General features: G+C 62.0%; 19 protein-coding genes. 12 read left to right on the forward strand and 7 right to left on the reverse strand.

All coding sequences use genetic code 11. The features are described from left to right. Nucleotides 1–4: 4 nt before the first annotated feature. On the forward strand, nucleotides 5–760 hold the full coding sequence (locus E0486_RS15060) for an FkbM family methyltransferase (RefSeq protein ID WP_131853255.1): 756 nt from the start codon (nucleotides 5–7) through the stop codon (nucleotides 758–760). A gap of 329 nt (nucleotides 761–1089) precedes the next feature. Here the strand turns inward: E0486_RS15060 and E0486_RS15065 are convergent, their stop codons facing one another. Together E0486_RS15065 and meaB are read right to left on the reverse strand one after the other, a co-directional pair. Beyond that, on the reverse strand, nucleotides 1090–2010 hold the full coding sequence (locus tag E0486_RS15065) for a glycosyltransferase family 2 protein (protein ID WP_131853257.1): 921 nt from the start codon (nucleotides 2008–2010) through the stop codon (nucleotides 1090–1092). Nucleotides 2011–2039: 29 nt separating this feature from the next. After that, nucleotides 2040–2948, reverse strand: a complete 909-nt coding sequence (gene meaB, locus E0486_RS15070; protein ID WP_131853259.1) for a methylmalonyl Co-A mutase-associated GTPase MeaB — start codon at nucleotides 2946–2948, stop codon at nucleotides 2040–2042. A gap of 144 nt (nucleotides 2949–3092) precedes the next feature. On the opposite strand from meaB, the gene E0486_RS15075 reads away from it, so the two are divergent. Then, on the forward strand, nucleotides 3093–4325 hold the full coding sequence (locus tag E0486_RS15075) for an O-antigen ligase family protein (protein ID WP_165917358.1): 1233 nt from the start codon (nucleotides 3093–3095) through the stop codon (nucleotides 4323–4325). Further along, nucleotides 4315–5103, forward strand: coding sequence for a glycosyltransferase family 2 protein (locus E0486_RS15080; protein WP_165917359.1), 789 nt, complete (start codon nucleotides 4315–4317; stop codon nucleotides 5101–5103). Before E0486_RS15075 ends, E0486_RS15080 begins: the two co-directional genes overlap by 11 nt. Here E0486_RS15080 and E0486_RS15085 read toward each other — a convergent pair. From E0486_RS15085 to E0486_RS15095, 3 genes are all read right to left on the reverse strand, one after another. After that, nucleotides 5080–6552: a helicase associated domain-containing protein gene (locus E0486_RS15085; protein ID WP_165917360.1), complete on the reverse strand. Its 1473-nt coding sequence runs from the start codon at nucleotides 6550–6552 to the stop codon at nucleotides 5080–5082. The two genes, E0486_RS15080 and E0486_RS15085, sit on opposite strands and share 24 nt — an antisense overlap. 80 nt (nucleotides 6553–6632) lie before the next feature. After that, on the reverse strand, nucleotides 6633–7328 hold the full coding sequence (locus E0486_RS15090) for a hypothetical protein (protein WP_131853267.1): 696 nt from the start codon (nucleotides 7326–7328) through the stop codon (nucleotides 6633–6635). A gap of 676 nt (nucleotides 7329–8004) precedes the next feature. Beyond that, nucleotides 8005–8310: a YciI family protein gene (locus E0486_RS15095; RefSeq protein ID WP_131853269.1), complete on the reverse strand. Its 306-nt coding sequence runs from the start codon at nucleotides 8308–8310 to the stop codon at nucleotides 8005–8007. 122 nt (nucleotides 8311–8432) lie between these two features. Between E0486_RS15095 and E0486_RS15100 the strand changes: the two genes are divergently transcribed. Then, complete coding sequence (locus tag E0486_RS15100; RefSeq protein WP_131853271.1) at nucleotides 8433–10484, forward strand: hypothetical protein; 2052 nt, start codon at nucleotides 8433–8435, stop codon at nucleotides 10482–10484. 172 nt (nucleotides 10485–10656) lie between these two features. Here the strand turns inward: E0486_RS15100 and E0486_RS15105 are convergent, their stop codons facing one another. Beyond that, on the reverse strand, nucleotides 10657–10971 hold the full coding sequence (locus E0486_RS15105; RefSeq protein WP_131853273.1) for a ferritin family protein: 315 nt from the start codon (nucleotides 10969–10971) through the stop codon (nucleotides 10657–10659). A gap of 78 nt (nucleotides 10972–11049) precedes the next feature. Between E0486_RS15105 and E0486_RS15110 the strand changes: the two genes are divergently transcribed. The 8 genes from E0486_RS15110 to E0486_RS15145 all read left to right on the forward strand — a co-directional run bounded on the left by E0486_RS15110 (nucleotide 11050) and on the right by E0486_RS15145 (nucleotide 19257). Next, on the forward strand, nucleotides 11050–12801 hold the full coding sequence (locus E0486_RS15110; protein WP_131853275.1) for an ABC transporter ATP-binding protein: 1752 nt from the start codon (nucleotides 11050–11052) through the stop codon (nucleotides 12799–12801). A 155-nt stretch (nucleotides 12802–12956) separates the two neighbouring features. Continuing rightward, a complete protein-coding gene (locus E0486_RS15115; protein WP_131853277.1) occupies nucleotides 12957–13613 on the forward strand; it encodes an LON peptidase substrate-binding domain-containing protein in 657 nt (218 codons plus the stop codon). A gap of 69 nt (nucleotides 13614–13682) precedes the next feature. Beyond that, nucleotides 13683–14465 carry a type III pantothenate kinase gene (locus E0486_RS15120; protein WP_131853279.1) on the forward strand — a complete coding sequence of 261 codons (783 nt, stop codon included), beginning with the start codon at nucleotides 13683–13685 and terminating at the stop codon, nucleotides 14463–14465. Nucleotides 14466–14472: 7 nt separating this feature from the next. Further along, a complete protein-coding gene (locus E0486_RS15125; RefSeq protein WP_131853281.1) occupies nucleotides 14473–15837 on the forward strand; it encodes a hypothetical protein in 1365 nt (454 codons plus the stop codon). Between the two features lie 106 nt (nucleotides 15838–15943). Then, nucleotides 15944–16339, forward strand: a complete 396-nt coding sequence (locus E0486_RS15130) for a four helix bundle protein (protein WP_131853283.1) — start codon at nucleotides 15944–15946, stop codon at nucleotides 16337–16339. 98 nt (nucleotides 16340–16437) lie between these two features. Then, entirely contained in the window at nucleotides 16438–16950 is a 513-nt protein-coding gene (gene lptC, locus E0486_RS15135; RefSeq protein WP_131853285.1) for an LPS export ABC transporter periplasmic protein LptC, read from the forward strand. A 243-nt stretch (nucleotides 16951–17193) separates the two neighbouring features. Beyond that, nucleotides 17194–18183, forward strand: coding sequence for a potassium channel beta subunit family protein (locus tag E0486_RS15140; protein ID WP_131853287.1), 990 nt, complete (start codon nucleotides 17194–17196; stop codon nucleotides 18181–18183). Between the two features lie 252 nt (nucleotides 18184–18435). Continuing rightward, nucleotides 18436–19257: an SDR family oxidoreductase gene (locus E0486_RS15145; protein WP_131853289.1), complete on the forward strand. Its 822-nt coding sequence runs from the start codon at nucleotides 18436–18438 to the stop codon at nucleotides 19255–19257. Between the two features lie 95 nt (nucleotides 19258–19352). Here the strand turns inward: E0486_RS15145 and E0486_RS15150 are convergent. Continuing rightward, on the reverse strand, nucleotides 19353–19952 hold a 600-nt coding region (locus tag E0486_RS15150), incomplete at its 5' end, for a type IX secretion system membrane protein PorP/SprF (RefSeq protein WP_131853217.1).

Genomic DNA, 19952 nt, shown 5'->3' on the forward strand with positions numbered 1-19952 from the left:
TCCGATGTCGCACACCCGCAAACGCCTCCAGAAGCTGTTCGGCAAAGCCGACGGCTGGAAATTCTACCTGCACCACAAGCTGCGCAAAGAGCAGCCCCTGCGCTTTCCCTACCTGAAGCACCCGGTGCACCTGCGGTACATCCCGAGCCTGTCGGACCACATCATGTTCGAGCAGATCTTCTACAGCCGCGGCTACGACATCGACATTCCCTTTGAGCCCCGCACCATCTTCGACATCGGCGCCAACGTGGGCCTGGCGGCACTCTATTTCGCCAACCGCTTTCCCGATGCGAAGATCATCGGCGTGGAGCCCGAGCAATCCAACTTCAGCCAGGCAAAGCGCAACACCCAACCTTATCCCAACGTGGAGATCCTGCACGGCGCCATCTGGCCCCGCGAGGAAACGTTGCGCCTGCTGGATAAAGGCTTCGGCGAAGCCTCCTTCATGGTAACGTCCAATGAGGGCGAAGGCTCCTACGAACTGCCGGCCTACACCATCGCCGGGCTCATGAAGCGCGCCGGCATTACCACCGTCGACCTCGTGAAGATCGACATCGAAGGCGCCGAGATGGACCTGTTTGCCGAGAACTTCGAAAGCTGGCTGCCCTACACCAAGGTGTTGCTGGTGGAAACGCACGACCGCTACCGCCCCGGCACGAGCCGCACCGTGTTCGAGACCATCAACCGCTACGACTTCGACCTGGAAGTGAAAGGCGAGAACCTCGTGTTCTACAACCGCCAGCTGCTGCCACGCGGGTAACCCGTAGATCTACGGGACCACTGTCTGTTTCTGCATTCCGGATACCGAAACGCCCTACTGCTCCGAAGGAGCAGCATGTCCTTGGCCCCGGGTGAAACCCGGGGATAGGAGCATGCAAGAACGGACTTGCGCCCCGCAGGGGCGCCGTGTTTCTCCTGATTCCATAAAAAGATGGTCCCTTTTGCAGCATGCTCCTGCGCTACGGCGCCCCTTCGGGGCGCACGGATTCTGTATGCCTGTATGCCCCGGGCTTGCGCCCGGGGCCAGTGACACGGCGCCCTTTCAGGGCGCTGCAGCACCGGCACGCGCCTCTTACACCGGATAGGGGGCTAAGCCAGGTGCTTCCGACTCGCGTAACGCGCCGCGTGCTTCGTATACGAGATCCAGGGAAAGGTGCGCTTCTTGTAGGCGAAGATCACGGGTGCGTGCTTCAGCAGGAACCAGAACAGAGGCCAGGAAAACTCCTTCTCCGGGAAGTCGCGCTGGTAGTGCGCCAGCAGTTCCTGGCCGAAGGCGCGGTGCGCGGGCTGGATGTCGGGGCTTTCGAGGATCGTGGGCAGTATGGATTGCACCTGCTTCCAGAAAGCGAGCCTGGGCTTGGCGCCGCCGGTGGCATTGCCGCCGTGCATGCGGTGCCACACCTGGATTTTCTCCACCGCTTCGATGCGCCCGATGAGGCAGGCCTGCGCGGCCAGCCACCAGTCGTAATACACGTGGCCGGGAAAAGGCAGTGAGCGGTCGAGGAGGCGACGGCGGAACAGCATGTTGTGGCCGGAGATGTAATTCGACAGGTAGAACAGCCGGAGGTCGTTGCCGCGGAAATAGTTCACCAGCTTGAGGCTGCGCAGGTGCGGGTGTTCGCGCTCCTCGAAGCGGGCCGAGATGCCGTGCACGAGCACGATGTTGTCGTCTTTCTGAATGGCGTCCATCAGCTCGGCGATCTTCGTCGGCTCCCAGATGTCGTCCTGGTCGGCAATGGCGATGAAGTCGCCGGTGGCGGCGGCGCAGGCGTTGCTGAAGTTGATATTGTAACCGGTGTTCTGCGCGTTGCGCGAAAGCCGGATGCGCCCGTCGCGCGCGGCGTATTGCTGCAGCAGCTCGTAGGTATCGTCTTTGGAGGCGTCGTCGGCCACGACCACCTCGATCGGGCTGTAGGTCTGCTGCAGGATCGACTCGAGCTGCTCGCCCACGAAGCGTGCGCCGTTGTAGGTGCACATCACTACCGAAACCAGGGGATTGCCATTCTTCATGCGGCTCAAAAATACGCGGCCCCGGCCAACTAGCGCACACCGTAGCGCTCTACGAGGCGGTAGAGGTTGTGCTCGTCGCCCGCGGCGATGGCCTTGCGGAGGTCTTCCTTGCTCAGGTCTTTCATCCGCTCCTGCATAATCAGCTGCCAGGCTTTTTCGGCGAGGAGCCACTCCTTGCGGGCCCGCGCGTGCGGCTGCGCGAGGTCGGTTTCAATGGCGGCGGCAAGCTCCGGGATGCCGGTGCCGTCCTGCGCTACGGTGGAGAGGATCGGAATTTCATGGGTCCGCTGCGAGAAGGCCGGCGCCAGCATGAGGCGCAGGTTGCGGAGAAAGGCAGCCGCGTCGGGGCGGTCGGCCTTGTTGACCACGAAGATGTCGGCGATCTCCATGAGGCCGGCCTTCATCGTCTGCACTTCGTCGCCGGCTTCGGGCACCAGCACCACCACGGTAGTGTCGGCCAGGCCGGCGATCTCGATCTCGCTCTGGCCCACGCCCACGGTTTCTACCAGCACGTAGTCGAAGCCGGCGGCACGCAGCAGGTCGGTGAGCTCGAGGATGCGCGGGTGGAGGCCGCCCATCGAACCGCGCGTGGCCAGCGACCGTATAAATACAGACGGGTGCGTATACCACTGGCTCATGCGGATGCGGTCGCCAAGCACGGCGCCGAGGTTGAAGGGCGAGGAGGGGTCCACGCAAAGCACGGCCACCTTCTTGCCCCGCGCCACCAGCGCGCCGATAAGGCCGTCGGTGAGGGTGCTCTTGCCCGCCCCCGGGGGGCCGGTGATGCCCACCACGTGCGTGCCTTCGGGCCAGCTGAGGCCGGCCAGCAGCTCGCGGTAACCGGGCAGGCCGTTCTCCACAAACGAAAGCAGCCGCGCCAGCGCGCGGACATCACCGGTATGGAAGGATTCGAGGAGCGCGGACCAATTGGGGAGCATCGGGCCAAAAGTAAGGTTCTCAGGGTTTTTAAGGTTTATAGGGTTCTTAAGGTTATGGGTGAGAGGGTGCAGCGACCTTAAGAACCCTATAAACCCGAAGAACCTTAAAAACCTCGTAAACCTTTTTGGCTAGCTTTGACGGCTATGCTGCTCCCGCCGAAGTACCGGCAGCCCGTGCTGCTGGGGCTTTTACTGCTGTCCGTCCTGAGCCTGTTCCTGTCGCGCGCGGGGCTTTCCCTTTCGATGATCGCCTTCGTGGCCGTTACGACCCTGCACAAAAACATCGGTGCGCAGCTGCGCCGGCTCGTGCGCACACCCGTGCTGCTGGCGATGAGCGGGCTCTTCCTCCTCCCGCTCCTGTCGGGGCTCTGGAGCGATGATATGGAGCGGTGGAACACCATCATCCGCATCAAGCTGCCGCTGCTGTTCTTCCCCCTCGCCTTTGCCGGGGCCTGGCAGCTGACCCCAAAGCAATGGCGGATCCTTGCCTGGAGCTTCCTCGGATGCGTGGCCCTGGGCGCCGCCTGGAGCTTCGGTGGCTACCTCGCCGACTATGCCGCGCACAACGACGGCTTCAACTACAGCCGCACCTTCGGCACGCCGCTCGAAAACGACCACGTGCGCTTCAGCTGGCTGGTGAGCGTGGCGGTGCTGCTGCTCTTCGTGCTCGGACAGGGCGCGCGCCGCAAGCTGCAGTGGGGGTTGGCGGCGCTGTTTCTTTTCTTCACGCTGTACCTCCACGTGCTGGCGGCGCGCACCGGCCTCGGCGCCTACTACCTCTGCCTGCTGGCCATCGCCGCGCGCTTCGTGTGGCGTCGCCGCAGCGTGGCGCTGGGCGTGCTGTTCCTCCTCGTGCTGGCCGCCTTGCCGGTAGTGGCGGCGCAGGTGCTTCCGAGCTTCCGCAACCGCCTCCACTACATCCGCTGGGACCTCGGCTTCGTGCGCGCGGCGCAGTACCACCCCGGCGTCAACGACGGCAACCGCTTCCTCAGCATCCGCGCCGGCTGGACGCTGCTGCGGGAGCATCCCTTCGGCGTGGGCTTCGGCGACATCTGGCCCGTGACCGACGCCTGGTACAACGCGCATATCCCGGGCATGCTCGAAACCGACAAGTATTACCCCAGCTCCGAATGGCTCATTTACGGCCTCGGCGCCGGCTGGATCGGTGTGCTGCTCTTTACGGCCTGTATGGCGGCGCCTTTTTTCACGCGCGGAACGTCGGGCCGCTTCTGGTGGGTGCTGCTGAATATCAGCGCGGCTTTCAGTTTTTTGTTTGATATTGGCCTCGAAGTGCAGTACGGCGTGTACCTCTATGTCTTCCTCGTTTTATGGTGGTGGAAGTGGCGCGCGCCGGAAGCGAGGGATTATGCCGACTAAGTTTTCCATCATTATCATTTGCAAGAACGCGGCCGACACCATCGACCGGACGCTGCAAAGCGTGCGCGGGGTGAGCGACGACATCGTGGTCTACGACAGCGGCTCCACCGACGACACCGTGCGCTTCGTGGAAGGCGTGGGCCTCCCCGTGCACCGGGGCCCCTGGCTCGGCTTCGGCGCTACGCGCCGCGCGGCCACCGAGCTGGCGCGCTACGACTGGGTGTTTTGCCTCGATGCCGACGAGTGGATGGGCGTGCACCTCGCCGATGCGCTGGCGGAGCTGACACCGCGGCCCGGAACGGCCTACAGCGTGCGCCTCGCCAACTTCCTCGGCAAGCGCCGCATCCGCTGGGGCGGCTGGGGCCGCGACCGCCGCGTGCGCTACTTTCACCGCCGCGAATACAACTGGAACCTCGCCCTCATCCACGAAAAGGTGCTGCCCCTCGGCGGCACCGCGCGCACGCAGCTGCTCCCCGGAAGCCTTTTTCACCGCACGGCCCGCTCCGTGGCCGACTACCGCGCCAAGCTGCGTGGTTACGCACCCCTGGTGGCCGAAGCCTACCGCCGGCAGGGCCGCAAGCCCACGCTGTTCAAGCAGCTCCTTTCGCCGCTGGCGGCCTTTTGCAAAGACTATTTTTTACGACTGGGCCTGCTCGAAGGCGTGGCCGGCTTTCAGCTCGCCTGGGCGGCGGCGGGGTATACGTGGCGGAAGTACCAATATTTGAAGCAACCGGCTTTGCTGCGCCCCTTATCGTCACAGGACTCCGAGCTGCCGTAATGCTTCCTCGCGTTGAACGGAAAGCGCGCTTTTACGAGCGGCCTGCAACTGGCCTGCATACCATTGGTACAATGGGTTTGTTTTACCATCCATTTTTTTCGGGAAGGCAAACTTGCCCGTCTTTGGATCCCTGCAACTTTTCAATTCTTCCAATCGCTGCTCCCATTTAGCATCCCATTGTTCCGACGGACGCCAGGAAAAACCAGCAGCCTCGAGCTTTGCGATCTTTTCCGGGTCGAGAGGCTTTTGGTTTTTGAGCGTGCCCCTATAGGCCTGTCGTTGGGATTGGCACCAGATAGCCAATGACCGTTCCTCCGGGCGCCTCTTATCGCTGGCCGGCCATCGCCCCGGGTTAGCCGCCCGAAAGGTGCACAAAGAAGCGAATTGTTTTTCCCAGCGATCCCGCGCCGAATCCGCCTCGAACAGGTTCAAGGGTAAAGCGCCCAGTTTTTGGAGCCGCCCGGGCGGCAGCCTTTGCCTGCGCAGCGCGGCGCGTTGCCGCAACATCCATTGATGCAAGTGCCCGTCGACGGGCCGAGGCAAGCGACCGTGCGTTTTCATAAAAGCCGCCAGGGCTTTACAATCCTGCTCCCATCGTAGGTTCGGGTCGCTGGCCTGCCGCCACCTGCGGTAGGCCGCCACGCAGCCGGTGCGCGTCAACTGCTGCTTCCGGAGCCTGCCCAGCTGGTCGAAACAGGCCATTTGACGGCACAACCATTTGAACAGAGTGGCATTCCCGAACGGAAGGCAACGGTTCTTTTTAAGGTAGCCCGCGAGCTCATCGCAATGCCGCTGCCACCGGCCTGCATGGCCGCCCGGGTCGAAACCAACTGCCCTGAGCTTTTTTTCCACCGACGCAGGCAACACGCCTTGCGCATACTGCCTGCGCACCTCCATGCACCAGTTGCCGGTTTTGCGGTGCGCAGGTATTGGCTCGCGCACGTTTGGCCAACGGTTGGGGTATAGGGCGCGGAAAGCAAGCAGGCCGGCTATCTTTTCGTCCCAATTCATTTTGGCAGCAGCCTGCATTTTCTGCCAGCCCGCCAAGAACAGGTCCACTTTGGGTGCCAGTTCCAGCAACCGGTCCAGAGATTCTTGCGGAAGGCGGCCCTTTTCTCCGGCCTGCACCTGAAGGCGAAACCATTCGATGGTCGCATACCATTCATTCTGGCGCCGCGCCGGCGGTGCGGCCAATAAAACGCACAAACGCTCGTAGCGTCGCTCCCAGTCCGGGCGTTTGCCCACCAGTATTCCGAATCGGCGCAGAATGGCCAACTGTTCTTCCGCAAGCCGTTTGTACCTGATGGCCTGGCGTAGCCGGCTGACCCACAGGCATATTTCTTCGTCTTCGTCGGGGCGCGGATAGCGGCCCCGGCACGCTATGAAATCCGCGAGATGCCGCGCGCGGTCCTTGAATTCAACGACTGTGTTTGCAGGAATCATTTGCATAAAAAGGCTTATTGTCGGCAAGCCGAACTTAACAAAAAAAGCCGGCGACCTTTCGGCGCCGGCTTTCGAATCGTAAGAAATCAACCCGGCTGCCCGTCTTCGGCTTTGGGCTGCCCCACGCCTTCGCCTTTCAGCAGGTGCTCCCGGAAGAATTCCAGGCATTTGTCGGGCTGGTTGAAATACCGGAGCAGTACGGTGGCGCTCAGCTTCCACAAGGCGAGCACGAGCTGCTCGCGGGCCGTAAGCCGCTCGCTGCGGTTGGTGCCCACTTCGCTTTTCTTTTCCAGCTGCTCGCCGCGCACGGCCGTCCAGTCGGCCTCCAGGCGCTGCAGCGTGGCTTTGATGCGGTCGTCGAGCTGGGCGCCGTAGCGGTCCACCGCCAGCGAGATGCGGCGCATCGTTTCGTCGGCGTCCTTCTTGGCCAGGTGGGTGAATTCGGTGCGGCCATCGGGGAAGAAGGCGAGAAAACCTTTCGACTGCCGGCCGCCGAGGAAGTGGGAGATCCCGTCCACGCAACCCTCCATGGTGGAGCGCAGGTTGAGGATAAAGGCGTCGACGTCGCCGGTGGCGCTTACCTGCTCGCCCAGGGCAATGCGCACTTCGGCGCTTTCCTGCACGCAACGATGGAGGGCGGTCCGGACCTCCGTCGCTTCGGGGACGAATTCGCGGACACTCCGGGTGGCCGCATCTTTTCCAAACAAACAGAGGTCTACCAGGCTGTAGTCCTCGCGGGCGAAGGGATTGTGAAACATCGCCTTGAACATGGATTTGGGCATGTTGATCGTATTTGTGGGTTAAAAAAAACAGGTCCGGGCTCTCTCTTCCCTCGCCGCCGGTTGTTCCGGAAGGCGGTTACACGCCGTGTAACCCTCGTCCGCTTGTTCCGGAGGGCATGCACACGCTGTGATGCTGCCTTCCGGCTGTCCCGGTGGATGGTTACATGCCGTGTGGATGCCACCCGGTTGTTCCGGATGACACTTACACGCCGTGTAGATGGCTTCCGGTTGTCCCGGCAGGCAGTTACACGCCGTGTGGATTCAAACCGGTTGTTCCGGAGGGCATCCACACGGCGTGCGGGTCCAAACCGGGACAACCGGCTTCCGCGTACGGCCGCCGGGAGGGTGTCATCCGTCCAAAAGGGTCCTTGCAAAGAGCCGTTACAAGTTTAAACAGCTTTTCCGACCTGTGGCACCGTATAAATACGGAGTTTTTGGCCAATGTTTTTAGCAAAACGCCCGGCCTCACTTGACCCATGTCCCGGCCCGACCCATCCCCCGGCCTCCCGCAAGGGCGGGACAGGCTCTTCCCTAAGGGAAGGGGAGCAAGGCCTCACCCCTAACCCCGCTCCAAAGGAGCGGGGAACAAGAAGCCCCGATGCCGTAGGCATCGGGGCTATGTACCAACAGGCTATGTATGGAGTACCGTGTCGGACGAAAAGAATCTCCCACAGAGTCACCCCTCTCCCCCCGGAGAGGGGCCGGGGGTGAGGTCAAACCCCTTCGCCCACATCGTAGGCTGAAATTCCTGCAGGTGGTACTCCGCCACGCTGTGTACGTAAAAAGGATCTTCAGCGATCAGGCGCATGATGCTGTCGTAGTCGCCGCGGGCGAGGATGATGCCGCCCGTGCGCGGCGCTTTGGGCCCGGAGCAGATAAAGTGGCCGTCGGCGTAGCCGCGCTCGAGGAAGACGCGGTGGGCGTCGAGGTGGCGGTCAACTTCGTCGGGTGCAACGCGGTAGGTGAGGTTGATGAGGAACATGGGCGGGCTGTTTGGGCGTGCCCACGAAGGTACGGCCGGGGCCGGGCCGGCAGACCCATCCCCCGTTTATCCCGTTTTCCCCTTTGCCCGGGTCCATTATCTTCGTTTTTTACACGAACTGCATGAGAAAATCAACCGCCCTCCTGCTGGCGCTGCTGCCCGCAGCAGCGCTGCAGGCGCAACCGCCCGCCGACAGCAGCGCGCCCCTGGCCCAAAAAGTAAACGCCACCTACCGCCCGCTCTACACCCTGCAGCGCGCCGACATCGAACGGATCCCCGCCAGCAACTTCATGGACCTCGTCAACGGCGCCTTCCCCTTCGTGGCCACCGACCGCATCCGCGCGCAGGACTACTCCTTTATCATCGACGGCGCCCTACTTTTGGACCCGCAAAGCCTGAACCTGTCGCAGATCGCCTCCATCGCCTTCTACCCGCAGGGCACGGGCTTCCTCCGCGGCAGCACGGTACAGCGCGGCACCTTCGTCATCACAACGATCGCCGGGCAACCGGTAAAAGAAATCTTCCTGCACGGCGGCCTCAGCCTGCCGCAGCAGGAAACGCTCCGCGGCGACGACGCGCCCCCGCTGGGCGGGCAGCGCGCCCCCTTCGTGCATGCCGAAGCCGTGCTGGGAAAACAGTTTAAAAAGAAGGGCGGCTTCAGCACCGCGTTTGCCTACACCCGCTACGGCACGCCCACCCTGTCGCAATGGCAAAGCCTATCGAGCGCCAGCCAGACCGACGCCGCCGGCAGCGGCCGCGAACGCTACCGCCTCAGCAACTTCGGGCACTGGACCCTGGGCCGCGGCCTCCAGCTGCAGGTGGCGGTGCTCGGCACCGTGGTCACCGGCACCGATACCGCCGGGCGCCTCATCACCGGCACCCAGGTGTCGGAACGGCAGCTACGCCGGCTCACCGGCAGCCTCGGTGTGCAAACCGGCCTCCAATACGACGGCGGCCGCTTTCACAACAGCTTCCAGGCTTCCTGGAGCGGGCAGTCGCGGAGCGACGATAACGCCCTGCATTCCATGGCCAGCAGCATCGACTACTGGATCACCAGCAACGGGCACGAGCACCTGCGGCGCTGGAGCCTCTGGAACCGCGCCAGCTACGACGTGCTCCGGCTTCGCAGCTTCCGGCTGGAGGCCGCCCTGCAGGCCCACTACCGCGACGAGAGCCACAGCGCCGACATCGACGAGGAAACGCATAACAACGGGATACTCACCGGCTTCCGTAAAAGCTGGGTGAAAACCGAGGCGCACTTCCTGGAGCTGACGCCGGCGCTGTTTTTCGATTACAGGAACATCCTGCAGGCGGAATTGAGCTACACCTTCGACCAGCAAAAGGGCAACAGTTATTTCGCAAGCCCCCGCATGGATACCGGGGCATTGCAGGCCGGCCTGCGCCTCGATGCTTTGTCGCTTGTGGGCGGCAAGCGCCTGAGCCGCCTCGAGCTCGGCACCGACTACCGCGCGCGCCGCATCAGCACGTCCGCGGCGGGCCTGCTCGACGAAGACCCGCAGGCCAACCCGGCGGCGTTCGAAGCCTACGGCGCCCAGCCGATGGCGAAAAGCTGGCTGCACTACCTTCACGCCGGCTTCTTCGGGGACCGGCTGGGGCTATCGGTACAATGGATTCATTCGAAGGAGTCGATCCAGGCGCGGGCGATGAGCAGCATCGGCTTTATTTCGAGCTGGACGCCGGCCCGGCGCGGCGGCCTCGGCCTTTCGGTACGGGGCGTGCCCGTGCAAAGCGGCCCCATTACCTGGACCCTGCAGGCGTCCCTGTACCGCGACCGGTACCACCTGCTTACCGATGCCCTGAATGGCCCCTTTGCCCTGATCACCGAAAACCCCAACGTGGAGCCCGACGACCGCGATCTCGTGCGCGGCGGCCTGCAAACCTGGCTGCGTGCCGGCAACGTGCACCTGCAGGCATCGGTGCTCCAGGTCTTCGACGACCGGCGACAGGACCTCTACGTGCGCAAGTACGATTACTTCGACAACACGCAGCTGACCAACCTGCTGGCCGGGTATACCCTGCGCTTCCGGAAGGGCGCGCTGACCGCGCTCGAGATCAACGGCGTGGTGCAGAACGTACCGGTAAACCGCCGCGCCTACCTCCCGCGCCAGCGGTTCCCGTATTTCGGGATCGGGCTGCTGGCGAAGGCGCGCTGAGCCCCCCCGCCCGGCCCCACCCTAACCCTCCCCGAAGGGGAGGGAAACGAAGAGCCCCGATGCCTATGGCATCGGGGCTTTGTACATAACACTTCGCCTGAAGTAAGATTCCGGAAAAAGAAAACGCGTGCCCCTAAGTGCCCCCTTTGGGGGACAGGGGGCAAGGGTGGGGTCAGTCCGCCTTTTCCTCGCCTTTCTCGCCCCGCTTTACGATGTCGCCGTCGTGGAAGAGGATCTCCTTGAGGGTGGTGCGCCACTTGTCTTTGCGCCGCAGCAGGAATTCGAGGTCCATGCCGAAGTGCTTGAACTCTTCCTGCTGGGCGTTCTCCATAATGGCTTTGGCCTCGGGGTCTTTTTCCACCGAGATGCGCTGCTCGTACCAGTTGATGGCTTCGGCTTCCTCAATCAGGGAGGTGATCATGCGGGCGAAGGTTCGGGTTTCGGCGGACAGCTCGCCGGGAGGCTCATGGTATTGTTCGGTAGCCATGCATATAAGATTAGGGGTGAAGAATGCTATGAAGATAAGGGCGGTGCTGGCCCAATTTTCACAGTTACCCTTGCACACATGAAGCTGTTTTGGAAATACCTCCGTCCCTACAAGCGCCTGGTGCTGCTCTCGATGCTCCTCGCCGGCGTGGCGCAGGCCCTCACCTTCCTCGACCCCGTGGTGTTCGGCTGGATCCTCGACCGCTACGCCCTCCACCCCGGCGGCCGCAATGAAGAGGAGCTTGTGCGTGGTGTGCTGGGGCTGCTGGCCCTGGCCGTTGGCGTGGCGCTGGCCGCCCGCCTCGCCCGCTCGTTCCAGGAATACGTGCTGCGCCTGCTGGTGCAGCGCTTCGGCCAGTCGGTGTTCGACGACGGGCTGAAGCAAACGCTGCGCCTTTCCTTTGAAGAATACGAAGAACAGCGCAGCGGCGAGGCGCTTTCCATTTTACAGAAAACGCGGCGCGATACCGAGTCCTTTCTCACTGCCGCCGTCAACCTGCTGTTCTCCACGCTGGTGGGGGTGGGCTTCCTCGTATACTACGCTGTCACGCGGCACTGGGCGCTCATCCCGGTGTTCCTTATCGGGGTGCTGCTGCTGGGCGGGTTGACGGGGCTTTTGAGCAAGCGCATCAAGACGGTTCAGCGGAGGATCTTCCGGGAGAACGCGGTGCTGTCGGGCCACATCACCGAGTCGCTGCGCAACATCGAGCTGGTGAAGAGCCTCGGACTTACGTACCCCGAGATCCGGCGGCTGAAGACCTTCACCAAACAGATCTTCGACCTCGAGATGCAGAAGACGAAGCAGGTGCGCACGCTCGGCTTCCTGCAGGGCGCCACGCTGCTGCTGCTGAAGCAATCGATCCTGTTCATCCTGCTGTGGCTCATCTTCCGCAAGGCGCTGAGTCCCGGCGAGCTCATCTCGATGCAGCTGATCCTGAACTACATCTTCATCCCGATACAGGACCTGGGCACCATCATCCTCGCCTACCGCGAGGCGCAGGTGTCGCTGCAGAATTTCGACGCGCTGATGGCCAGGCCCGTAGAAATACGGCCCGAAGATCCCATCGAGATCGGTCCGTTTACGAGCCTGGAGTTCCGCAACGTGGTATTCCGCCACCGCACGGCGCAGCACAACGCCATCGACGGCATTTCCTTTTCGGTAAAAAGCGGTGAATCGATTGCCTTCGTGGGTCCTTCCGGCTCGGGCAAGAGCACGCTGGTGAAGCTGCTCGTGGGTCTTTACCGGCCGCAGGCCGGCAGCATCCTCTTCGACGGCGTGCCCGTGGGTTCCATCCGCTACAACCGCGTGCGGCGGCAGATCGGCTTCGTCACGCAGGACACGCAGCTGTTCGCGGGCACCGTGCGGCAGAACCTGCTGTTTGTGAAAGCCGGCGCCACCGAGGAGGAGATGCACTCGGCCCTCCGCCGCGCCGAAGCCGCGCACCTGGTATCGGGCCCGAAAGGCCTCGACACGGTGCTCGGCGAAGGCGGCACACGCCTCTCCGGCGGCGAAAAGCAGCGTCTCTCCATCGCGCGGGCCTTGCTCCGCGCGCCGCAGCTGCTCATCTTCGACGAGGCCACGGCCGCGCTCGACTCGATCACCGAGGAAGCCATCACCGGCACCCTCAACGGCATCGCCGCCGCGCGGCAGCAGATGATCATTTCCATCGCCCACCGCCTGTCTACCATCCGCAACGCGGGCCGCATCTACGTGCTGGAGCGGGGGCGCATCGCCGAGCAGGGCACCCACGAGGAGCTGCTGGCCAATAAGGGGTTGTATGATGCGCTGTGGCGGCAGCAGGGTCCGGCCGCACCCACACCTCACCCCTAGCCCCTCTCCGGTACGGAGAGGGGCATTTGAAGTGCCGACAGATCGCGCATCGGACTGGCAGGATTCAATAGGAACTATTCCACAGAGGCACCCTCCCCTCCGGGGAGCGCCGGGACGGGGTGGGGTCTGCACCCTTTTTGCTGTAGCTAGGAGCTATGACGAACTTCATCCCGATCTTCCCCCTGAACATCGTCGTGTATCCCGATGAGCAGCTGAACCTGCACATTTTCGAGCCGCGCTACAAGCAACTGATCGCCGAGTGCTACGAGTCGGGCCGGGAATTCGGCATTCCCACCGTTATCAACAACGAGTTGCAGGACTTCGGCACCCTCGTGCGCATCACCGAGCGGAGCAAGCTGTACGAGAGCGGCGAGATGGACATCAAGACCCGCGGCGAGAAGGTGTTCCGCATCCTGCAGGTCATCGAGGAGGTGCCCGACAAGCTGTACGGCGGCGCCATCGTCAACTACCCGCAGACCTTTGAAGATGCCAAACCCGAGGTTCGGCGCCTGCTGGTGGCCGCCGTGCGCGAGCTGCACCGGATGCTCAAGGTGAGCAAGGATTTCAAGAAAGAAGACGACGACCTCCGCTCCTACGACCTCGCCCACCACGTAGGCCTCACCCTCGAAGAAGAGTACCGCCTCCTCAATTTCCTCGACGAGCGGCAGCGCCTCGAATTTCTGAAGCAGCACATAAGCAAAGTGCTGCCCCTCGTGTCGGAAATGGAAAAGCTGAAGGAAAAGATCCAGCTCAACGGCCACTTCCGCAACCTGGGTGGCCTCAGCCCCCTGTCCCCCCAAGGGGGCACGTAGGTGGTTCCTTCCTTTCTCCACGGCACATTGCCTTAGGCCGTATCTTGCCGGGCGCTGACTGCTTTGAACATGACAACAAACAAGAATGCAGGTTCTGATGTAAGTGCCCCCCTGGGGGGACAGGGGGCTTCCTTCTGTCTTGACTTTGGCAACACGCGCCTGAAGCTGGCCGTCTTTGAAGACGACCAGCTGAAAGAGGTGGTTTACCTGCGGCCCGACACGCTTTTACACCTGCAGGAGCTGCTGGAGCAATGGCGCCCGGCGCATAGCATCCTTTCTTCTGTCATCCACCACGACCCCGAGCTGGAAACATTGCTGGCGGCCCATACGCGGTTTCACCGGCTTTCCAATGCGTCGAAGCTCGACTTCACTATTCCCGTGGGCAAGCCCGAGACCGTCGGCGCCGACCGGCTTGCCGTGGCTGCCGCTGCCGTGTATATGTTCCCGGGGAAGAACAACCTGGCCATCACGCTCGGAACGTGCATCACCTACAACTTCGTCAACATGCAGCACGAGCTGATCGGCGGGTCCATTTCGCCGGGGATGGAGATGCGTTTCCGGGCGATGCATGAATACACGGCGAAGCTGCCGATGGCGAAGGGCGACTGGAATGTGCCGCTGATCGGCTACGATACCGTGACCAACCTGCAAAGCGGTGTGGTGCTGGGGATGGCCGCCGAGATCGACGGCATCATCGACCGCTACCGCGCGCGCTTCGGGAACTTTAACGCCCTTTTAACCGGGGGTGATGGCGGCATTCTAGCCCCTCATTTAAAAAACAAGATATTTGCAGACCCCGAACTAATCTTTAAAGGTTTATATGCGATTTCCCGCGTCAATACTGCTTTCTAAACGAACGATGAGCCGCACGCTGGGCGTTTCCGCCCTGGCGTTGACTGCCTCGGCCGCTTTCGCCCAGGGCAACTCGCCCTACTCGCGCTACGGCCTCGGCGACCTCGTTTCGCCTACCCATATCAGCAACCGCGGCATGGGCGGCATCTCGGCAGGCGACGCCGATTTCAACCACATCAACTTCAACAACCCGGCGTCTTACTCGCAGCTCCTCGGCTTTGCCCAGGTGCGCAACAAGAAGCGCCTCAGCTCCGGCCGCGCCATCTTCGACGTCGGCGTCCACATCGACCAGCGCACGCTGCGCGAGCCCGGCCGCACCGATAAGTTTACCGCCTCCGACGTCAACCTGGCCTATATCCAGGTGGGCGTGCCCCTGCGGCACAACTGGGGCCTCGTGTTCGGCATCCGCCCCATCAGCCGCGTCAGCTACGACATCGTGGAAGCCGGCCGCTTTACCAACGGCGACTCCATCCGCACCCAGTTCAGCGGCAACGGTGGCGCCTACCTGCCCTCTATCGGCACCGGATTTTCCATCGGTTCGCTGAGCCTCGGCGCCAACATCGGCTACCTCTTCGGCAACCGGGAAAGCAACTCTGAGCGCTACTTCGAAAACGACAGCGTGGCCTTCTACCAGGGCCTGTTCCGCTCCAACAGCTCCTTCGGCAAGATCTTCTTCAACTTCGGCGCCCAATACTACATCAAGCTGGGCGGCGGCCGCACCGACAGCGCCTCTGCACGCCTCGCCAAGCGCGGCCAGCTGCAGTTCCTGCGCCTCGGCGTCGCCGGCAACGTGCGCCAGTCGCTCGGCGGCACGCAAAACCAGACCATTGGCACCTTCACCTTCGACCCCGGCGGCACGCTCACCGACACGGTACTGAGCCGCAAGGACGTTTCGGGCACGGTGGTATATCCCAGCTCCCTCACCAGCGGCTTTATGCTGGGCGGCCTCACCGGTGGCGGCGCCTCCTGGACCGCCGGCGCCGATGTGGTGTATACCAAGTGGAGCGAGTACCGCTTCTTCGGCGTGGCCGATGCGGTGACCGACAACATGCTGTTCCGCGCCGGTGCCCAGATCGCACCGAGCCCGCGCGAAAGCTTCTTCAGCCGCGTAGCCTACCGCGCCGGCTTCGGCGTTGGCAAAGACTACATCACGGCGGGCGGCGAGCTGCCCTACTGGTCGGCCTCGGCCGGCTTCGGCTTCAACCTCGGTCACTTCAACAGCCAGGCCCGCAACCAGGCCACCCTGGTGAACCTCGGCTTCGAATACCAGAACCGCGGCAACAACAACAGCCTGCTGAAAGAAAATACCTTCCGCCTTTCCATCGGGCTTTCGCTCAGCGACGCCTGGTTTATCAAGCGGAAATACGATTAAGAAAAAACGCCCCGGTGGGGCGTTTTTTTATTAGTTTATCGTTTGTAGTTTTAAGTTTATAGTCAGGCCTCTTCACAAAACGATGCCATCCGCGAAAATCGTTTCTATGCCTACTATTCAAAACCTGGAAGATGTGCTGGTGTGGCAAAAGGCCCGTTGCCTGGCCCGCAAAATTTATGGCCTTACGTTCGAGCCGCCCCTTTCACTGGACTTTCGCCTCAAAGACCAGATGCGGGGAAGCTGCGGCGCGGTAATGGATAACATAGCCGAAGGATATGGACGTGGCAGTCAATTTGAAGCCGTCAATTCGTTCAGCTATTCCAAAGGTGAAGCCGAGGAGCTTAAATCCCAACTGTACCGTGCTTTAGACGTAGGCTATATCAGCCAGGGTAAATTTGACGAACTGTATGCAGACAGCAAGGAAATTATCCGGATGCTCAGTTCCTGGATCGAATACCTGAATACCACGAACATCAAAGGGTTAAAATTCAAAGGTCGCTAGTAGGCAACCCCTGTTTTACCGACATTTACAGCCAACTACAAACTGCAAACTATAAACTATAAACTTTGCGAGTCCTACTGCCCGTTATATGTCTCCTGATGTTTGCAGCTTGCCAAAACAGCGACAGCGACATCCGTCGCTTTAGCGGCAAAGTGGAGCAGGTAGAAGAAGCGCGTGAGGTGCGGAGCCTCTTCAGCCAGACCGGCCGCCTCAAGGCCATTCTCAAGGCACCGCTGATGCTGCGCCACCTCGGCGACTCCGTGGTGATTGAATTTCCCCGGACGATGCATGTCGACTTTTACGATTCGCTCAACAAGATCGAAAGCTTCCTCGACGCCCGCTATGCCCGCTACGTGGAGAACCGCGCCCTCGTCCTGCTGCGCGACTCGGTGCGCGTCATCAACCGCAAGGGCGACACCCTTAAAACACAGGAACTGTGGTGGGACCAGAACGCCCGGAAGTTCTACACCGACTCGATGGTGCACATTGTGCAGAAAGACAAGCGCATCAACGGCGGCAAAGGCCTCGAGGCCGGCCAGGATATGACCTGGTACCTCATCAAGCAACCCGTGGGCACCGTGCTGGTGGGGGGCGACGTGCTGCCGCAATGATTCGACGCGAAGCGCTATTGCGAGCGCAGCGAAGCAAACTCCCCAACTCGAAAGCTGTTCCCACCATGCAAAAATCTCAATTGTAAAGTCGTTCGACTCAGAAGCACTCCGCGGTAACGCAGGAGTTTGCTTCCCCGCCATCGGCCGGGCAGGCTGCTGCGCAATGACGGGCCTCGCCCGTCTGGCATTTCCCTAATTTGTTCCGCAAACCCGAAGCATTTTAAAAAACTTAAGAACCTTTCTATGGAATACAGACGGATGGGAAAAACCGGCCTGCAGCTGAGCGCGCTGTCTTACGGCAGCTGGGTCACGTTTCACAAGCAGGTCGACGACCGCCTGGCCGACGAGCTGATGGGCCTCGCGTACGATGCGGGCGTCAACTTCTTCGACAACGCCGAAGTATATGCGAACGGCGAAAGCGAGCGCCTGATGGGCCGCGTGCTGAAAGGCAAGAACTGGGATCGCACCTCGTATACCGTTTCCTCCAAAGCCTTCTTCGGCTGGCGCGGCAAAGAAAACAAACCCAACCAGAGCGGCCTCTCGCGCAAGCACCTCACCGAGGCCTGCCACGAGGCCCTGCAGCGCCTGCAGACCGATTACCTGGATCTCTACTTCTGCCACCGCCCCGACAAGCACGTGCCCATCGACGAAGTAGTGCACACGATGAACACGCTTATCCAGCAGGGCAAGGTACTCTACTGGGGCACCTCCGAATGGAGTGCCGCCGAGATCATGGAAGCGCACCGCGTGGCCGCCGACTACCGCCTCATCGGCCCCGCGGTGGAACAACCGCAATACAACCTGCTCGAGCGTGAGAAGGTAGAAAGAGAATTCCGCGACATCTTCCGCACCGTAGGCATGGGCACCACCATCTGGAGCCCGCTGGCGTCGGGCCTGCTCACAGGCAAATACAACGACGGCATTCCCGAAGGCAGCCGCCTCTCGCTCGAAGGCTTCGACTGGTTGCGCGACAAGCTGATGGCGACTGAAAAATTCAGCAAGGTGAAAGCGCTCGGCACCATCGCCGGCGAGCTGGGCGTGCAGCAATCCACCCTGTCCATCGCCTGGACGCTGGCCAACCCGAACGTTACCACGGCCATTCTTGGCGCTACCCGTCGCGAGCAGCTCGAAGAAAACCTGAAAGCGCTCGACGTGCTGCCCCTGCTTACGCCGGAGGTCTTAAAGCGCATCGACGATACGATGGGCACAGCGCCGAAGCTGCCGGACTTCTAAGATTTTAATGGAAACAAGGTTCCTTACCGCTCCGCCTGCGCTAGAACTCCGGCGGACGGAGGAAGACAACAAGGAGCGAAGCGTTTCGCGAAGAAAACATGTACACGTCCCGCCGATGGCGGGACGTTTTTTTTTGAAAGAGACGTCCATGGTGCGTCTCCACTTACCGTAACCACTTCTTTTCTTATTCTCTTCGCAGTTCCGGCACTTCTTCCCCTTTCTCTCCCTACCTTTCTCCTTTACGCAAAGCTTATGACGTTCCAGAACAAAACCGTCTTCATTACCGGTGGCTCGCGGGGCATCGGTAAGGCCATCGCCCTGCGCCTCGCGCGCGAAGGCGCCAACATCGCCATTGCGGCCAAAACCGCGGAGGCGCATCCGAAACTCGAAGGCACCATCCACACAGCCGCCGCGGAGATCGAGGCGGCCGGCGGGAAGGCCCTTGCCCTGCAGACCGACATCCGCTTCGAAGACCAGATCGAGGCCGCGGTGCAGCGTACGGCGGACACGTTCGGCGGCATCGACATCCTGATCAACAATGCCAGCGCCATCAACCTGCTGCCCACGGAGCAGCTGGAGGCCAAGCGCTTCGACCTGATGCACGGTATCAACGTGCGGGGCACCTTCCTCGTTTCGAAGGCCTGCATTCCTTTTCTCAGGAAGGCAGACAACCCGCACATTCTCAACCTCTCCCCACCCCTTGACCTCGACCCGCGCTGGTTCGGGATGCACCTCGCCTATACCTTGAGCAAGTACGGCATGAGCATGGTGGTGCTTGGGCTCGCCGAAGAACTGCGTGCCGCGGGTGTTGCGGCCAACGCCCTGTGGCCGCATACCACGATCGCCACGGCGGCGGTGCAGAACCTGCTGGGCGGCGATTACCTCATTCAGCGCAGCCGACGCCCCGAGATCGTGGCCGACGCCGCCTTCGCCATCCTGTCGCGCCCCTCGCGGGAATGCACGGGCAACTTCTTCATCGACGAAGACGTGCTGCGCGCCGAAGGCGTGACCGATTTCGACAAGTATGCCGTGAACCCCGGTGGAGAGCTGCAGAAAGACCTGTTCGTGAAATAGCCGGCCGCAGTTGTATCGGCCCGCACTGTATCAAATGGAAAAAGCCCCCCGACCTTTTCGTCGGGGGGCTTTTGTATGCGGTTCCGGTAGTTCGGTTAGAAGCTATGCTGCAGGGTCACCTCCAGCGACTGGCGGTTGAGGCCGGCCTGCTTGCTCTGGTTGGTGGTCACATCATAAGTGATCGCCCCTTTGGTGCGGCCGTAGCTCAGCCCCAGGTAGGGAATCACCGTCCGCGTGTCGCGGCCCAGCACCCCTACGTCCAGCGTCGTCTCGGTTGCCGACAGGTGGATGTTCTTGGAAAACACCAGTCCGCCCTGCAGGTAGTTCTGCTCGCCCAGGTTGACGTACTGCGCCTGCACGGTCAGCTTGTCGCCGCCCTTGAGCTTGGCAAACACCTGGCCGTGGGCCGTGTAGGTCATCGGCAGGCGGTAGTCGCCGTCCCAGAACGATTCCCTGGCCCGGTTGACGTGGCGCAGGGCCCCGCCGACGGAGGCGCCCCAGCGGGCCACCTCGTGGGAGAGCTGCAGGCCTACGTTGAGGTCCAGGTGGTGGTCGGTGCCGCCGCGGGCGGCATCGCGCGAGGGCAGGGTCGAAAAGCCGCCCGAGGTGAACTGGTCTTCGAAGGTGAGCTTCGAAGTGTTCAGCGTGCGGGAGGTGTAGGCCGCCTGGGCCCCCACCCCGAGGCGGGTGGCGCC

Origin of the sequence: Flaviaesturariibacter aridisoli, assembly GCF_004343705.1 — a bacterium.
Taxonomy (GTDB): domain Bacteria; phylum Bacteroidota; class Bacteroidia; order Chitinophagales; family Chitinophagaceae; genus Flavisolibacter; species Flavisolibacter aridisoli.